The organism is Christensenella hongkongensis, assembly GCF_000981035.1.
In the GTDB taxonomy this organism is placed as follows: Bacteria; Bacillota; Clostridia; order Christensenellales; family Christensenellaceae; genus Christensenella; species Christensenella hongkongensis.
In genome coordinates, this window is record NZ_LAYJ01000112.1 from 340,916 (window position 1) to 358,230 (window position 17,315).

At 44.8% G+C, this 17,315-nt stretch carries 18 protein-coding genes; all 18 read left to right on the forward strand.

Going from position 1 to position 17,315, the window contains the following annotated elements:
* Nucleotides 1-68 precede the first annotated feature (68 nt).
* The 18 genes from CHK_RS11655 to CHK_RS11740 all read left to right on the forward strand — a co-directional run bounded on the left by CHK_RS11655 (nt 69) and on the right by CHK_RS11740 (nt 17,303).
* Nucleotides 69-398 carry a hypothetical protein gene (locus tag CHK_RS11655; protein ID WP_046444209.1) on the forward strand — a complete coding sequence of 110 codons (330 nt, stop codon included), beginning with the start codon at nt 69-71 and terminating at the stop codon, nt 396-398.
* A gap of 2 nt (nt 399-400) precedes the next feature.
* The gene (locus CHK_RS11660) at nt 401-889 is read left to right on the forward strand and encodes a hypothetical protein (RefSeq protein WP_046444210.1); all 489 of its coding nucleotides are present in this window, start codon (nt 401-403) and stop codon (nt 887-889) included.
* 9 nt (nt 890-898) lie between these two features.
* Entirely contained in the window at nt 899-1,162 is a 264-nt protein-coding gene (locus CHK_RS11665) for a hypothetical protein (RefSeq protein WP_046444211.1), read from the forward strand.
* Between the two features lie 329 nt (nt 1,163-1,491).
* A complete protein-coding gene (locus CHK_RS11670) occupies nt 1,492-2,145 on the forward strand; it encodes a response regulator transcription factor (protein WP_046444212.1) in 654 nt (217 codons plus the stop codon).
* 1 nt (nt 2,146) lies between these two features.
* Nucleotides 2,147-3,559, forward strand: a complete 1,413-nt coding sequence (locus tag CHK_RS11675; RefSeq protein ID WP_046444213.1) for a sensor histidine kinase — start codon at nt 2,147-2,149, stop codon at nt 3,557-3,559.
* Nucleotides 3,556-4,395 (forward strand): hypothetical protein, encoded by an 840-nt coding sequence (locus tag CHK_RS11680; RefSeq protein WP_046444214.1) that lies wholly within the window; start codon nt 3,556-3,558, stop codon nt 4,393-4,395. The genes CHK_RS11675 and CHK_RS11680 overlap by 4 nt, the downstream gene beginning before the upstream one ends.
* 117 nt (nt 4,396-4,512) lie before the next feature.
* A complete protein-coding gene (locus tag CHK_RS11685) occupies nt 4,513-5,301 on the forward strand; it encodes an N-acetylmuramoyl-L-alanine amidase (protein WP_052740550.1) in 789 nt (262 codons plus the stop codon).
* A 330-nt stretch (nt 5,302-5,631) separates the two neighbouring features.
* Nucleotides 5,632-6,165: a cupin domain-containing protein gene (locus CHK_RS11690; protein ID WP_046444215.1), complete on the forward strand. Its 534-nt coding sequence runs from the start codon at nt 5,632-5,634 to the stop codon at nt 6,163-6,165.
* Between the two features lie 26 nt (nt 6,166-6,191).
* Nucleotides 6,192-7,280 (forward strand): ABC transporter ATP-binding protein, encoded by a 1,089-nt coding sequence (locus CHK_RS11695; protein ID WP_046444216.1) that lies wholly within the window; start codon nt 6,192-6,194, stop codon nt 7,278-7,280.
* Nucleotides 7,277-8,134, forward strand: a complete 858-nt coding sequence (locus CHK_RS11700; protein ID WP_046444217.1) for an ABC transporter permease — start codon at nt 7,277-7,279, stop codon at nt 8,132-8,134. The genes CHK_RS11695 and CHK_RS11700 overlap by 4 nt, the downstream gene beginning before the upstream one ends.
* Before the next feature lie 34 nt (nt 8,135-8,168).
* Nucleotides 8,169-8,966 carry an ABC transporter permease gene (locus CHK_RS11705; protein ID WP_046444218.1) on the forward strand — a complete coding sequence of 266 codons (798 nt, stop codon included), beginning with the start codon at nt 8,169-8,171 and terminating at the stop codon, nt 8,964-8,966.
* A gap of 18 nt (nt 8,967-8,984) precedes the next feature.
* Nucleotides 8,985-10,043 (forward strand): ABC transporter substrate-binding protein, encoded by a 1,059-nt coding sequence (locus CHK_RS11710; RefSeq protein WP_046444317.1) that lies wholly within the window; start codon nt 8,985-8,987, stop codon nt 10,041-10,043.
* A gap of 223 nt (nt 10,044-10,266) precedes the next feature.
* Nucleotides 10,267-10,884, forward strand: coding sequence for a TetR/AcrR family transcriptional regulator (locus tag CHK_RS11715; RefSeq protein WP_046444219.1), 618 nt, complete (start codon nt 10,267-10,269; stop codon nt 10,882-10,884).
* 84 nt (nt 10,885-10,968) lie between these two features.
* A complete protein-coding gene (locus CHK_RS11720) occupies nt 10,969-12,720 on the forward strand; it encodes an ABC transporter ATP-binding protein (protein ID WP_046444220.1) in 1,752 nt (583 codons plus the stop codon).
* Nucleotides 12,678-14,453 carry an ABC transporter ATP-binding protein gene (locus CHK_RS11725; RefSeq protein ID WP_235843819.1) on the forward strand — a complete coding sequence of 592 codons (1,776 nt, stop codon included), beginning with the start codon at nt 12,678-12,680 and terminating at the stop codon, nt 14,451-14,453. Before CHK_RS11720 ends, CHK_RS11725 begins: the two co-directional genes overlap by 43 nt.
* A gap of 23 nt (nt 14,454-14,476) precedes the next feature.
* Nucleotides 14,477-15,085: an MptD family putative ECF transporter S component gene (locus tag CHK_RS11730; RefSeq protein WP_046444222.1), complete on the forward strand. Its 609-nt coding sequence runs from the start codon at nt 14,477-14,479 to the stop codon at nt 15,083-15,085.
* A 1-nt stretch (nt 15,086) separates the two neighbouring features.
* The gene (locus CHK_RS11735) at nt 15,087-15,785 is read left to right on the forward strand and encodes an energy-coupling factor transporter transmembrane component T family protein (protein WP_046444223.1); all 699 of its coding nucleotides are present in this window, start codon (nt 15,087-15,089) and stop codon (nt 15,783-15,785) included.
* Between the two features lie 12 nt (nt 15,786-15,797).
* Complete coding sequence (locus CHK_RS11740) at nt 15,798-17,303, forward strand: ABC transporter ATP-binding protein (RefSeq protein WP_046444224.1); 1,506 nt, start codon at nt 15,798-15,800, stop codon at nt 17,301-17,303.
* Nucleotides 17,304-17,315: the final 12 nt, after the last annotated feature.

A 17,315-nucleotide genomic window follows, 5' to 3' on the forward strand; every position in this document is an offset into this window, starting at 1 on the left:
GGTTTATTTTTTTGTTTCCGGTGTATATTAAAAGCATGATGATCTCATAGATAAGCGAGAGAATGGGTATGGATGATTTTTTGGAGCAGGCCCGTGAAAAAAGTAAGGAATTTTACTTGAAAAGGGCGCAGGCCGCCGCGCTTTCCGCACAATCAAGCGCACAGCAGGCACAGCAGGCTGTGAATGAAATTGCAAAGAGGCTCATGGAATACGAGGCGGATAAAAATGAAGAAAACAGAAACGCTGTCGTTTTGGCGGCGCGGGGGGCGGCAAAGGTTGCGAGGGAAGTTGCGCAATTAGCAAACGAAGCATCTGAAGCGGCATTGTTGATCGTTTCCACGGATTTAAAGCGTTCCATGTGCGGCGGGGCAGATCAAAATGAAAAGAGAGGGATGTAAAAATGGCTACGAAAACGGTAAAAGATACAACGGCTGCAAAAACCGTAAAGGAAGCAGGCGAGAAAGCGGCTAAAACTGCAAAAGCTGCAAGCGAGAAGGCCGCAAAGGCGACCAAGGACGCAGGGCAGGCAGTGGGCGAAGCGGCTGTAAAAGCTGCGTCAAAGGCAAAGGAAGGCCTGATGGCGTTTGGCAGCACGGTTGCAAGCAAATCCAGGGAATTTATGGAGGTTGCAAAGCTCAACAACCAAAAGACGGCAAAACAAAAAGAGCTGGAGGACGCATATAAAAAGCTCGGGGAGATGGCCTATACAAAAGGCCGGCTCAGGGGAGACATGGCTGAGGTCGGCAAGGAAATCAAGCAGATTTATACCGAACTCCAGCAGATTGAGGTGGCAATCAACTGCGCCCAGTCTACAAAAGAGTGCAAAGGCTGCGGCCAGAAAAACCACGTTGGCGATAATTATTGCTCAAACTGCGGCGAGAAGCAGTGAGGAAAGCAGATGGAAGAGCCTCATAAGGACAGGTGGTCCAATACAAGGAAGGCCGCGCCCGGGGAATATTTGACGCCGGAAGATTTCCTGAAGGTGAAGGCCGGTCTGCGCAGCGCATGGCGTAAGCTTGGATGGATTCACCTGCGAATGACAAACGATTTGGAAACAAAAAACCCATCTCCCTTGACGCGTATCGAGATTCACCGCAGGATGGAAGAGATCAAAAATGAGCTGAATGAATTGAATCAATCTTATTTGGAAGAAGACCTGTAAGGTCTTCTTTTTTGTACGGATTATCAGGAATGCAGGCCAAAGCCCTCCGATATGCTTTTCAGGGATTTGCCGTCCGCATTTTTTGGATAGATACAAACTTTATTATGAACCATGACGGCAACAATGATGCAAATATGATACAATAAAGATGTAATGTAAAAATATATTGCAGGTTGCTAAATGGTTGCGCAGCAAGCATTTGTTAGAAACTGCTATGCAGTGAACATACGGCGGCGCAGCCATGCGACGCCATAAATTAATACGCTGTAAATTCGGAGAAAAGGCTTTCTTTTGCAATATATGAAAGCGCATGACAAGGTGGGTATCGTATGATTAATATATTGATTGTGGAAGATGAACTTCCGATTTCTAATTTGATTTCTGTAAATCTGACGGAAAGCGGCTATCATTGCCATGTCGCAAATGACGGGATGACAGCGGCGGATATGATCGAACAAAACCGTTACGACCTGATACTGCTCGATATCATGCTCCCAAAGGTAAGCGGATATGAGCTGATGGAATACGTGCGTCCGACGGGAACGCCGGTTATTTTTATTACAGCCAAAAACGACGTTGCGGATAGGGTAAAAGGTCTGCATCTTGGCGCGGATGATTACATTGTAAAGCCCTTTGAAATCGTGGAGCTTCTGGCGAGGGTAGAGGCGGTACTACGGCGGTATCATAAAAGCGATAACAATATTGAAGCAGGCGACGTGAAGATCGATACGCGTTCGCGCTGTGTGATGAAAAACGGCAGGCAGGTCGATTTGACGATGAAGGAATACGAGCTGCTTCTTTTGTTTGTGCGGAATAAGAACATTGCGCTTTTCCGCGAGACGATTTTTGAGCGGGTATGGCAGAGCGAATACCTTGGCGATACGCGCACGGTGGATTTACATGTCCAGCGGCTGCGTAAAAAGCTTGGCTGGGAAAAGACCATCGTTGCAGTCTATAAGGTAGGATACAGGTTGGAACTATAGGATGAAATTTGCGTGGAAGGTGTTTTTGTCGACGATCATTATGATTGCTGTCGCATTTGCGGTTGGCGGTTATATTTTGATTACGTCTTCATTTGAAACATCACTGGAACGTGAAACAGACCGCGCGCTTGAGGAGAACCTGCTGATGAAGCTCGCTTACGAAAGCGCGAGCACGAGTTATGTGAGCGGCGGCTCGCGGCTTACGGACGAGGCGGTAACCAATATTGCCGCGCAGCTTGGCGACGGAGACCGGCGGGGCCTTGCGCTTGTAAGCGAAGAAGGGAACATTATCTTTAGCAATGCGGGGCGGAAGCCGGATCAGGAGCTCATTACAGATACGGACGGGGCGCGAGCCTACCGCATCAGCGAATCAGGCGGAAATTACCGCATCACGGTCAGCTGCCGCACAGACGCGGGGGGGCGTACCGTATACATCGAAACGACAAGAAACATTTCAAAAATTTTTACCGAACGCGAAAAACAATTTGAAATCTATACGAGACTTAATATCATCATCCTTGTAGTGAGCTCGCTTGTGATGCTCGTGGTTTCCATGCTGCTCACACGCCCGCTGCGCAGGCTTTCAGCCACGACGCGCAGGATTGCGGAGGGAAATTATAACGAGCGCATGAAGGTTACAGGCAACGATGAAATCGGTGAATTTACGCGGGATTTCAACTTGATGACAGACGCGCTTGAGGACAAAATTTATGCGCTGGAAAATACGGCGCGGCAGCGTGAGGATTTTGTCGCCAGTTTTGCACACGAACTGAAAACGCCGCTTACGTCGATTATCGGATACGCGGATATGCTGCGTTCAAAGCAAATGGAACCTGAGGAAATGTTTGTTTCTGCCAATTACATTTTTAACGAAGGAAAACGCCTGGAGGCGTTATCCTTAAAACTGTTGGAGCTTATGGTTTTAAACCGGCAGGATTTTGAGCGCCGCAGGGTAAACCCGCGGCTGCTGATCGAGGAAATTGCAGGGCTGATGCAGCCTGTTATGGAGAAAAACCAAATGACGCTGCGGGCGGCGGCGCAAAACAGCATCGTGCTGATTGAGCCGGATCTTTTTAAAACGCTGCTTGTAAACCTGATCGACAACGCCCGCAAGGCTTCGCAGGAGGGGGGAGTAATCGAACTTCTGGGAAAGATAGACGGAAGGGATTACGTTTTTTGCGTCAAGGATCACGGCAGGGGAATTCCGCCGGAAGAAATCAGGAAGATTACGGAAGCGTTTTATATGGTGGATAAAAGCCGCGCGCGCGCCCAGAACGGCGCGGGGCTGGGGCTTGCGCTTGGAGATAAGATTGCAAGGATGCACGGCTCGCGCCTGGAATTTCGCAGCATTGTTGGAACAGGAACGATCGTGTGCGTACGCGTCAGAAGGGCGAGGAGGCAAAAACGGGTATGAAAACCATCGTTAAGTATATCCTGACAGTGATCATTGCTGTTAGCGTCGTGGTTGCAAGCGCGGTCGTCCCGCCGGTGCTGGCAAAAAACAGCGATAAATCCTTTTTGGGTATCGTGAAAAAGGATACGCATACGGCGGAGACCTATGAATACAAGGCGACCAAATACCAGAAGGTGCGGGTGCTGTATACAGCGATGCTTCAGGCCGGGGTTTTTCAACCGCAAATAGATACGTTGTATGGCAAGGAGAGCGCTGAAAGCGCAGGCTATGGCGATTACGGATATCAAAATGTAAAGGTGGAGAATCCGGGCTATGCACCTGCGGACAGTAAAATGAACCAGGAAGAAGCCAAAAAAGCGGCGCGCCGGGCGATCGATAACCTGGGTGATAAGGGGGCGTTCCCGGGTTTCCCTAAAAATGCGAAAGACCTCGCGATTGAAAGCGTCAATTTTGAGACGATGCTCGATCCAACCGTATCAGGCACGACATTTTACTTTTGGGCAATATATGCGAGCGACAGGGCGTCAGGAGATTGGTATTATTTTGTGATGGACGATGAAGAGGGCTTGATTTACATGGCGGAGATACGTTGTGAGGGAAGCAGCGCCGATAAGGAATTGTCCAAATGGGACAACAAAAAGACAGCGAAAGAAAAAACAGGCGTTTTTGCGGAAGCGCACGGACTGGAGGTAACAGATGTTGCCGGGGGCAGCAGCCTTGGCGGGAACGAGGATTTGATTTTTGCGACCAATGAAGCGGATTATCAGGTGATACTGGAAATGTCTACCAATTCAGGACTTTTATATACCGTTATGCTGAAACCTTCAGATTTATAGAAAAGATTACAAAAATGATGCAAAACCGATGAGAAAAGTATGCTTTGACCTTGTAAGATCATTACAAGGTCAATTTTTATTGCGGATTCTCAAATGGCAGCATAAGGAGATTGGGTTATGAGACAGATTGTAGCAGCACGCAGGAGAAGCAGGCGGCTGACAAAACGGTTTGCAAAATTTATTGTAGTGATTCTGATTGTCGTCATTGGCATATGCGCGGGCGCAAAGCTGATTCCCGCGGCGGTCACGAAAGCCGTGGACGCCGGTGCGGCAGCAGAGCAAACGGCGCCTGCCGGGCAGGCGCAGGGGAATGTAACGGCCCTTGACGACGGGCGTACAAAGGTAATCGTAGATGCAGGACACGGCGGCGACGACTTTGGGACGTTCGGCGTACTGACACGAAGGATGGAAAAAGAGGTAAACCTTGAAATCGCGAAGAAATTGCAAAAAGAGCTGGAAGCAAAAGGGATCAACGTAATCATGACGCGTACGGACGACGGAATGATCGCTCCCACCAAGGCGGAGGACATGAAAAAGCGCGAAGATATCATCAGCGAATCCAATGCAGATATGTTCATCAGCATTCATCAGAATTTTTATGATAAGGGGCAAAGCGTTAAAGGGCCGCAGGTTTTTTACAGGGAGCCAAACGCACGGGGTAAAAAGCTTGCACAATGTATCCAGCAGGAAATGAATACGCAGCTTGACGTGGAAGAGCCGCGGGAGATTGGCGAAGGTGATTATCAACTTCTCAGGCCGGGTAATCAACCCAGTGTTATTGTAGAGTGTGGATTTTTCTCTAATCCGGAGGAGGAACAAATGCTGCAGCAGGACGGCTATCAGAATAAAATTGTTGCGGCGATCATTTCAGGGATAGACGATTTTGAGGAGAATAATGCGGCGTGACCGCTTTCAAATAGATTTGCACGACACAACCAGTAAAAATCCGTTCAGCTTATGATAAGCTGAACGGATTTTTACCATTTCAGGACAATTTTTTTTGAAACAAAAAATTAGAAAAAACTTTCTTTATTATATAGTAATACTAAACTTTTGGCTCTGTTTTACTAAGAAATTGCAATAGTAATACTGTGAAAACAGTGAGGAATGTTTTAGCAGGAAAGGATTTTTGTTGACAGCGCCGGTTGGTTATGGTTAAATATTATTTGCGAATATTGGTTTAATAATAATAAACAAAATGTTTATTTAACTGTTATTCCGGAAAAGGAAACGTATATGAATATAGGAGAAAAAATAAAAGCGCGCAGGCAAAGGCTGGGGCTTACGCAAAGCGAGCTTGCGGACAGGGCAGAGCTTTCCAAAGGATTTATATCGCAGTTGGAACGGGACCTTACCTCGCCATCCATCGCGACGCTGACCGATATTCTGGAATGCCTTGGAACAGACCTTCCGGAGTTTTTCAATGAACGTGAGGAGGAAAAGGTCGCTTTTGCACAGGCAGACCTGTTTGAGAAAACAGACGACGACAAGAGCATTTTGTGGCTGGTGCCCAACGCGCAGAAAAATATGATGGAGCCGATTCTGCTGCGCCTGAAGGCGGGCTGCTCTACGGAGGAAGACCATCCGCACGAGGGCGAGGAATTTGGTTATGTGCTTTGCGGCGCGGTTACGCTCGTCCTTGGAATGAAGAAACATAAAATCAGGAAGGGCGGCAGCTTTTATTTTAAAACGAATGTGCCGCACCGGATCGAAAACAACGGGAAAAAAGACGCGGAGATATTGTGGGTATCCACGCCGCCAAATTTTTAAATAAGTAACGGGAAGGAAAAATTGCCATGTCGGAACACATCATTGATTTTTTGGGCGTATTTAAGGAATTTGACGGAGTGGAAGTGCTCTCGAATATCAATTTGTATATCAAGCAAAACGAATTCCTGACGCTGTTGGGACCGTCCGGCTGCGGGAAAACGACGCTGCTTCGGATGATCGCGGGTTTTGAGGAGCCTACGCGCGGAGACATCCATTTGTTCGGCGAGAGCATCAAGGGACTTCCGCCATATAAGCGGCGCGTGAATACAGTATTCCAGAAATACGCTTTGTTCCCGCATTTGAATGTATTTGACAATATCGCGTTCGGACTCAAAATTAAAAAAATGGATAAAAATACAATCAAAAGCAAGGTAAGCGATATGCTGCGCCTTGTAGGTCTTTCAGGCTACGGGGACAGGGATATTGCGAAGCTTTCAGGCGGGCAGCAGCAGCGTGTGGCGATTGCCCGGGCGCTTGTGAACGAACCGGAGGTACTGCTTCTCGACGAACCGCTTGGCGCGCTCGACCTGAAGTTCCGGCAGGAGATGCAGTTGGAGCTCAAGCGGATGCAAAAATCACTTGGCATCACCTTTGTTTACGTGACGCACGACCAGGAAGAGGCGCTTACGATGAGTGACGCCATTGCGGTCATGAATGACGGCGTCATCCAGCAGCTTGGCACGCCGGAGCAGATTTACAACGAACCGAAAAATTCGTTTGTCGCGGATTTCATTGGTGAATCCAATATCATCAGCGGCATCATGATCAGGGACTATTACGTACACTTTGCTGATAATGATTTTGTATGTCTGGATCGCGGCTTTAACGAAAACGAACCGGTTCAGGTGGTGGTACGTCCGGAGGATATCAATATTACGAAAAATATTACGGATGACATGATCACAGGGACGGTTTCGTCTATCATCTTTATGGGCGTTCATTATGAAATCCGTATCAACGGTGATAACGGCTTTGAGTGGCTGGTGCATTCTACTGATTATTTTGGAACGGATGAACGAGTGGGCTTTACGCTCGAGCCGGATGATATCCATGTGATGGAAGTAAGCCAGTACGACAAGATGCGCATTGACGATGTTGTGGAGGCCGCAAGATGAGGCGGGGAAGGGCGCATGAGCTCGTGGGCACACGCAGGGTATTTGCGTTGCCGTACGTAGCGTGGATCGCCATTTTTACGATTGCCCCTCTGATTTTGATATTGCTTTACGCCTTTACCGCAACAGGATCGGGCGGCGTTATGGTGCTGACTCTGGAAAATTTGGAACGGGCGTTTTCGCCGCTTTATATGACGGTTTTCTGGCGCAGCGTATGGATGGCATTTTTGGCGACGGCGGTTTGCCTGCTGATCGGTTATCCGGCGGCGTACCTGATGGCCAAAATGAAATCGAATATCGCGGCGCTGGTTTCAGTGCTGTTTATCCTGCCGATGTGGATGAACTTCCTGCTGCGAACCTATGCGTGGCGGGCGCTGCTGGACAACGCGGGAATCATCAACCAGGGGCTCATGGCGCTTGGATTCGAGCCGGTGCAGTTTTTGTATACGGAAGGCGCGATCATTTTCGGGCTTGTGTATAATTTCCTGCCGTTTATGATCCTGCCGATCTATTCCATTTTCCAGAAAATGGATACGTCCTGCATCCAGGCAGCTCAGGATTTGGGGGCAAATAAGTGGCAAACCTTTTGGCGGGTTACGCTGCCCCTTTCCAAGGGCGGGATTATTTCCGGTGTCACTATGGTATTTATGCCCGCAATGACGACCTTTGTGATCACACGGCTTCTTGGAGGGAGCCATTTCATGATGTATGGCGACCTGATAGAAATGCAGTTTTTATTGCTGTCGGAATGGAATTTCGGTTCGGCGCTTGCCGTAGTTATGATGATCCTTACAATCATCTTCATGTGGCTGCTGCGCCGCTACGACAAAGAAGGGGAAGGAGGGGCGCTGATGTGACCTGCCATTTGGCACATTTGCGCGGAGGTGGCTTATGCTGAAATTTTTAAAACGGTTTTACCTGGCGATTATTCTGGTCTTTATGTACCTGCCAATCGCGGCCCTCATCATCTTTTCCTTCAACGGTTCAAAATCCATGGCAAAGTGGACGGGCTTTTCCCTTCATTGGTACGAACAGCTTTTCTCGGATCCGACGATTGCCGAGGCGATATGGGTAACCGTGTCCATTGCGATTATTGCGGCAGTCGCGGCGACGCTGATTGGTACGCTTGCGGCGATCGGCATGGATAATTTTCGGAAAAAGAGCAGGAATGTAATGGTGAATATCACTTATATCCCCATGGTCAACGCAGAGATCGTGACGGGTATCTCGCTGCTGCTGCTGTTTATTTTCCTCAATATCCCCCGTGGATATTGGACAATGCTGCTGGCGCATATCACCTTTGATATCCCGTACGTTATTTTTTCCGTGCTGCCCAAGCTGCGGCAAATGGACCAGGGGACCTACGAGGCCGCGCTTGATATGGGCGCAAAGCCGGCATACGCGGTCAGGAAGGTGATATTGCCGCAGATTATGCCGGGAATCGTAACCGGCTTCTTGCTTGCGTTCACGATGTCCTTCGACGACTTTATGATCAGCTTCTTTACGTCGCAGGGCGCAATACAAAACCTCTCCACGTATATTTACAGTATGGCGCGCGTGGGCATCAACCCTATGATCAACGCGTTGTCCGCCATTATGTTTGTAGTGGTGATCGTACTGTTGCTTGTTATTAATCTGAGGTCGATCAAAAAGACAAAAAGGACTCCGCAGCTGGAGGAATTTCGCTGATAGAATGGATAGAAAATGATGAAAAAAATTGTACTTGTTATATTGGCAGCGCTGCTGCTTATCATTCCGCTTGCGGGCTGTACGGAAAACGAGGGAGGTGCGGACGGACGAAAGGTCGTGCATTTCCTGAACTGGGGGGACTATATCGATCCGCAGGTCATTCCGATGTTTGAAGAAGAAAACCCTGATATCAAGATCAATATGACCACGGTTCCGTCCAACGAAGAAATGTATGTGATCGCTACTACCGAAGGGACGCAGATTGACGTGGTCGTTCCGTCGGAATATATGATCCAGCGGCTGATGCTCGAGGACCGGCTTGCAAAGCTCGATCATTCCAAAATGGAAAATTATCAATACATAGAGGATTTTGCAAGCACATGCACCTATGATCCAAATGGAGATTATTCCCTTCCGTATACGTGGGGAACGTTCGGCATCCTGTATAACAGTAAAATGGTGGATGGGGAGCCGGACAGCTGGGATGTGTTGTTTGATCCCAAATACGAAAAGCAGATTTTGATGTACGACAGCATCCGCGACAGCGTTGGAGTAGCGCTGATTAAGCTTGGATACAGTATCAATACCCAAAATCAGCAGGAGCTTGACGAGGCTGCGGAGCTGCTGGTAGAGCAAAAACCCCTTGTGCTTGCTTATGGAACGGACGATTTGCGTATGACCATGGTGAGCGGCAGCGCTGCGCTCGCGCCAATGTATGCGGGCGACGCGGCATATTCCATGATCGATAATCCGGACCTTGAGTATGTGATCCCCAAGGAAGGGGCGAACATCTTTGTGGACGGGCTGTGTATCCTGAATACCACGGATGTGTACGACGAGTCTTTGCGCTTTATCGATTTTATGATGCGCCCGGATATCGCGGCGATCAATGCGGAATATACCGGTTATTCGACGCCGGAGGATGCGGCCCTTGAACTTGTGGATCCGGAAATGCTGGATAATTATGCGTTTAATCCGCCAAAAGAGGATCTTGAAAAGTGCGAGTATTATGAATATCTCGACAAAAGCATCCTGCGGATGTATGAAGATGCGTGGATGAAAGTGAAGATTGCATGAGGACAGGCAAATGAAAAGCCGGCAGGATTATCCTGCCGGCTTTTTTTGCCTGTCTGTGTAAAGCTCAAAATATGGACTAACATTCTAAAAAATTGGTTCGTTACATAAGAAGTTACACGATATTTTGCGTCAAACATTTTTAATTTTGGCTTGACAATAAGTATTAAGATAATGTATGATAACGTTGTTATCATGATAACAACGTTATCGGGAGGAAGCTATATTGATTTCAGAATATGATAAAACACATGAAAACATCCTCAAAAGCGCCAAAAAGGAATTTTCAGAACATGGTTTTACCGGAGCATCCTTACGCCAGATCGCGGCTGGGGCTGGCCTTACAACAGGTGCGCTTTATCGGCATTTCAAAGATAAGGATGATTTGTTTGCGGCACTTGTTTCCCCAGTGTGCAAGGCCTTTTTAGAGCAGTACGATTTAGTTGGCGACGGATATCTTGAACAGCTCGATCAATCTGGAGTAGAGGCCATGTGGGAATCCTCTTCTGATTCGATTAAGGGAATGATAGAATACGCATATCAATACTTTGATATTTTCCGTATTTTGATTATGGCTTCAGAGCAAACGCCATTTGAAGATTTTACCAATCAATTAGTAGAAAAAAATGTAGATTTAACTCAACGATATCTGGAGGCGGCACAAAAGAAGGGATATCGTGTCAATATGGTAACGAGGGATGATTTACATATCTTAATCAACGCGCAAATGTCATGCGTATTTGAAATGCTGATACATAATGTCCCGCGTGACAAAGCGGTTGAACAGGCTGGCAGGATATCTAAGTTTTTTACAGGCGGTTGGCAAAAGCTGATAATGGAATAGCTCAATAAATACTCCGCTAAAGAGCGGAGTAAAAAATACAATGAAGTTAGCGTGTGCTAATTCACGTTTGGTTAAGGAGGCAGAATGAAACAGATAAACGATAAGCGTGGTGCAAAATATATCTTTGCACTTGCGGGAAAAAATACAAGACCGCTTTATGGCAGTATGATATTCAGCATACTTTCTGGACTGTGTTCATTTATCCCATTCATTATGGCATATCAAATTATCATGTTTTTGGTAACTGGTAATGGGAGTATTGAGATTGCAATACACTACGCAGTTATCGCTGCGCTTGCACTTGCAGGTAAGTTTATTTTTATGGTTATTGCATTAAGCCTTTCCCATATTGGTGCGTTTAACACATTATATTCCGTTCGCTCCAGATTAAGCAAACATATCTCTAAAATCAATTTAGGCTTTTTTGATAGTCATACCACTGGAGAAATTAAAAAGGTTGTCATTGAAGATGTGGAACGAATTGAGAAATTTATGGCACATCAAATTCCTGATCTTATTGGAGCGATTGTAGCGCCTGTCATTATGTTTATTTATCTGCTTTCCCTCAATATCCCAATGGCATTTTGTATGCTTACACCCGTTATTATTGGAGCGGTCATTCAATTTGCTGCTGTAAAAATAACCGGGAGGCGGATGACGCAATATCATCATTTACTTGGAAAATTAAACTCTGCGATTATGCAATTTATAAACGGGATGCCGATTATGAAAATTTTTAATATGACAACTAAATCATATAAGGAATATTCTGATGCAGTAACGGACTATTGCTCTTTCTGGAAACAATGCAGTAAAGACCAGGGTTATACCTACGGATTATTTGTCGCACTGGTGGAAAGCGGTATTGTATTTGTATTGCCTATTGGTGGATTGCTGTATGCACAAGGTACGCTTCCGTTAGCAACTTACATTTTCTTTATGATTATGAGCATGGTCTTTTTGTCCAGTTTATTAAATTTGCTTAGTTTTGCACAAACATTCAATCAAGTAATGTCGGGCACCGCCCGGATAAAGCAGATTATGGATATCCCCTGTGAAAGTGAGGGAACAAAAAAACTGGCTCAGGCAAAGGCGCAGACACTTACTTTTAATGATGTTTCGTTCTCCTATGGAGCGGCAGAGGTACTACATCATATTGATATTGATATGCCGGCCGGGAGTCTAACTGCATTTGTAGGAGCTTCCGGAGCTGGGAAAACGACCGCAGCGCAGCTTATTCCAAAATTCTGGGAAGTAACGAATGGCAGTATTTCTATCAGTGACACCAATATCAAGGAATTGAAAAATGAGAATTTAATGCAGCTTGTTTCATTCGTATTTCAAGAAACGTTTATGCTTGATGATACGATTTATGAAAATATAGCGATTGGAAAGCCAAATGCTTCAAAAGATGATATTGAAGAAGCTGCAAAGGCAGCGCAGATACATGATTTTATATTGTCGTTACCCAATGGCTATCAAACAAGAATTGGAGAAGAAGGAGTAAAAATGAGCGGCGGTGAGAAACAAAGAATTTGTATAGCCCGTGCGATCCTGAAAAATGCTCCAATTATTGTATTCGATGAAGCTACAAGTTATACGGATATTGAAAACGAATACAAAATACAACTTGCACTCGCGGAATTACTTCGAGGCAAAACGACGATTATGATAGCGCATCGTCTGCATACAATCATTCAAGCCGATCAAATTTGTGTCTTTGAAAAAGGGCATATCATAGAAAAGGGAACACATTTTGAATTGTTAAAACAAGGAGGGCAATATAGCAAGATGTGGCAAGCCTATACACAGGACAAACAGGAGGTAGTTTCATGAACCAGCTAATACAGGCAATCAAAAAAATTGCAGGAAACCGGGCAAAAACTTTAGTACCTGTTATCATCATGTCTTGTGTCGACTCCATTTTGCACATGGGGATGTTCGGAATCATGATCGGTACAATGATTGAACTGATTACCGGAACATTTACATTAGATCATTTAATGCTTTACAGCATAATACTCATTGCTTTATTTGCTGCCCGCGCCATCCTTTCGGCAATCAGTTATACGCAAACACAATACAAAGGCGCAGAGATTACAGCCGATCTGCGGCTAAGGCTTGGTAACCATATCCGCAAAGTAAATTTAGGTTATTTTAACCAAAATAGTATAGGAAAACTAACAAGCATCCTTACTACGGATATTTCCGATTTTGAACAGGTGCTGACAAAATCACTTTCCAGCTTTTTCAAAATTATATTCTTTACAGGATTGGCATTCGTATTCGCTTTTTTTATTGACTGGCGTTTTGCGTTCATTGTGGCAGCCGTTATATTGATTTCTTTGCCCATTATAGACAGAGGCGGAAAAGTAGCAAAAAATAAAAGCGATAATTACCGCAAAGCGGTCAATGGCGTTATTTCGCGCATTGTAGAATATATTTCCGGCATGAGAACTTTTCGGCTATATAATATGACAGGTGATAAATTTGAACGTCTGGACGACAGTTATATCAAGCTGAAAAAAGAATCCATAAAAATGGAATTGGCAATTATGCCGTTCTCAACAGTGTTTTCGCTCTTAACATCACTGATTATTCCGATTGCTCTTGTAATTGGGACAGTCTTTTGGAAAGGCGGAATGGAATCCGTCAATATTGTGGCGCTGATCATGGTTGCGATATCCATAGCAAATATGATGATAACGTTAGGAACTTTATATCCGGAGATGAAATTTTTGAATAAATCTGCTGATAATATTATTTCCGTTATGGATGAACAACCATTGCCATTTCAAAACGAAAATACCGCTTTAGAAAATTATGATATTGAATTTGAGAACGTGTCCTTTTCTTACACGGGGAACACGGATGTTATAAAGAATATTAGTTTTTTGGCGCGGCAAGGAACGACAACTGCACTGATCGGCCCGTCCGGAAGCGGTAAAACGACGATTGCCAGTCTCGTTTCACGTTTTTGGGATGTTACGGAAGGTCAAATCAGGATTGGAGGCACAGATATTAGGAAAATATCACCGGATGGTCTTACAGAACACATGGCGGTTGTATTCCAGGACGTCTATTTACTAAACGATACGATTGCAAATAATATTCGGGTTGGAAAGCCGGATGCCACGGACGAACAGGTAATTGAGGCCGCGAAAGCAGCGCAATGCCATTCATTCATTATGGAATTACCAAGCGGCTACCAAACGATGGTCGGAGAAGGCGGCAGCACTCTTTCCGGGGGAGAAAAACAGCGTATCTCCATTGCACGGGCGTTTATCAAGGATGCTTCAATCGTACTGCTGGATGAAACTACTTCAAACCTGGACGCGGATAATGAAATCGCGATCGGGAAGGCTCTTGACCGCCTTATGAGCGGAAAAACAGTTATTGTGATAGCGCATAGATTAAATACAATTATGAGCGCAGACAACATATTGGTACTGGATAAAGGAAGAATTTCAGAACAAGGGACGCATCATGAATTGATGGCAAATGATGGACGCTATGCCTATATGGTGAAAGAACAACGCAAAGCGAATCATTGGGTTGTTTCAAAATAATAAAGTTATTGGAGGAAAAAATAATGACGGAAACACAGAAAAAGAAGTTAACAGTACGCGATGTTGTTACGGTAGCGGCAATGATGGTAATTTATTACTTTCTTTGTATGATACCGGCCCAGCTTACGTTGGCTGTTCCTGTTTTGAACATTTATTTTTGCGCAGGGATACAGGGATTTATTTGCGCGTCCTTTTACCTGATTGCTGCGAATCGTGTAAATAAGCACGGTTTGTTGCTTATTTGGGCGACGGTAATGGGGGCGATTAACGCTTTAATGGGATTCGTATTCCTGCTTCCTTATTTTATAGCAGTAGGAGCCGTTGCAGAACTGACGATGATTGGAAAAGATACTTACCGCAAACCGTTGAGAAATGGGATCGGGTGGATGGTATATGGCATTGGCATGGTAATCGGAAATGCGATTCCAATTTGGCTTGCATGGGAATCGTATACCTCTGCCGCATCGGCAAGCGGGTTTCAGCAAGACTTAATTGCGATGCAAATTGATTTTGTGAGCAATCCGCTTTTGATTCTTCTTGCGTGCGCTATTACAGCCGGTCTTTCCATGTTGGGGATATTATTCGGACAACGTTTGCTTCGTAGACATTTCCAAAAAGCGGGTGTGATATAAGATGGATTCCGCAACAACAGCGAAAAAAATAGATAGGCTTGATGCACGCACATTACTGCTGGCAGTAGTGTGTGCGTGCATTACTTCATATTTGTGCAATGAATGGTATTTGCATTTGTTTTTTACATCAGTTATGGTTTTGCTTATGGCTTTGGCAGGATTTCCCAAACAAGCCGGAATCATGCTCCTTTTATACATAGGAATCTATATTTTACTTGTTGTGACAACAACGTACGGAATCGTTTTCCCCCCGCCGCTTATGCTGAGCCTGATTTATAGATTGATACCGCCGCTTATTCCCGCATACCTTTTGTTTAAGATGTCTACCGGAAAAATAATATTGGCATTTCGCAGTATGCACACACCTAATAGCATCATGCTTACACTAACGGTTATGCTGCGGCTTATGCCGACCGTCAGGCACGAAGCAGCGGATATAAAAGATGCGATGAGGACGCGGGGATTTTTAGGTTCATTCACAGATGTAATAAAAAACCCTCTGAGGACTTTAGAATACGCCATTGTGCCCTTAACATTCCGGTTGTTGAAAGTGGCGGATGAATTATCGGCGTCTGCTATTGCAAGAGGAATCGAATGTCCATGTAAAAAAGAAAGTTATTATGCAGGCAGGATAACAAAAATAGATATTGGGATTATCTGTGTGGTTATAACAATTTCTATTGTTTTGATTATGTTATAAGTGGAGGACGATATGAGTAAACACATAATCATGAAAAATATATGTTTCTCGTATAAAGGAAATGGCGGAAATTTGACCGATATTAACCTGGATATTCAAGCTGGTGAGGCCGTTGTAATAACCGGGCCTTCCGGCAGCGGAAAAAGCACCCTGATCCGTATTATCAATGGGCTGATTCCGCATTTTTATGAAGGGGTTTTAACAGGCGGGGGACAGGTTGGAAAAGAACGTATAGGAAATGCACTTTCGTGGGAAAGGGGAAAATATGTAGGGAGTGTATTTCAAGATCCACGCAGCCAGTTTTTTGCAAATGAAGTGGCAGGCGAAATCGCTTTTGGATGCGAGAATTATGGATTTAGCCATGAACAAATTATAGAACAAGTCAATAAAGCAGCACAAAATTTTGAAATTTCAGATATTCTGTCAAAAAATCTACATCAGCTATCCTATGGAATGAGGCAAAAAGTGGCGCTTGCTTCCGCATATGCGATTGATCCGGATATTTTTGTATTGGATGAACCAAGCGCCAACCTCGATATTAAATCAACAGAAAATCTTGAAAAAATATTACTGGAGCTGAAAACGCTCAAAAAGACTGTCATTATTGCCGAACATAGGCTGTATTACCTTATGAATGTTGTAGATCGGATAATCTGTATGCAAAATGGAAAAATAGTAGCGGAATATACACCACGGCAGATCATGAAACTCAAACAGGATTCAATAGAAAAAATGGGGTTACGCAGTCCGAATTTAATCAATAGCAGTAATCCTGATGAAAAAAGGCAGTGTATCAGAAAGAGCGGAGCAGGACAGGTATGTTTAGAAACAAAAAATATAAATCTTACGTTTCAGGATGTTGTAGCGGCGGAAAATATTTCGTTATCATTTGAAGTGGGCGAGGTAGTTGCAATCGTTGGCCCAAACGGAGCAGGGAAAAGTACATTTGGCAAAATACTTGCAGGACTTCAAAAGGAGGAAGCCGGTACCGTTGCCCTTTTGGGAAAATGTATGAAAAAGGCCGGGCGGCGTAAGAAAATATGGTTTATTATGCAGGATTTAGACAGCCAGCTTTTTGGAGAGAGCGTTTTAGACGAATTATTGACTGGGAAGGAACAAAATAGCCATGAAATAGAAAAAGCAAAAAAAATACTGGAAAGATTGGATTTAAGTGAATTAACAGAGCGGCATCCTTCTACTCTTTCAGGAGGACAAAAACAAAGGTTAGCGCTTGCGATTGCGCTTATGTACGATGCAAAAGTCATCATTATGGACGAGCCTACGAGTGGGCTCGATGGTGGGAATATGCGGCGTGTCAGCAAAATTGTTCAAGAATTAGCAAAACAGGGACATACAATTTTAATTATTACTCACGATGCGGAATTTGCATATAGTTGCTGTCAGCGTGTAATCCGATTACAGACAGGAAAAGTAACAGATGACATTTACATAGAAAATTTTAATGATTTATGTGAATTGATGGATATGAACGTTAAAAATAATATTTTGGGATTGTAAATAGTATATCCG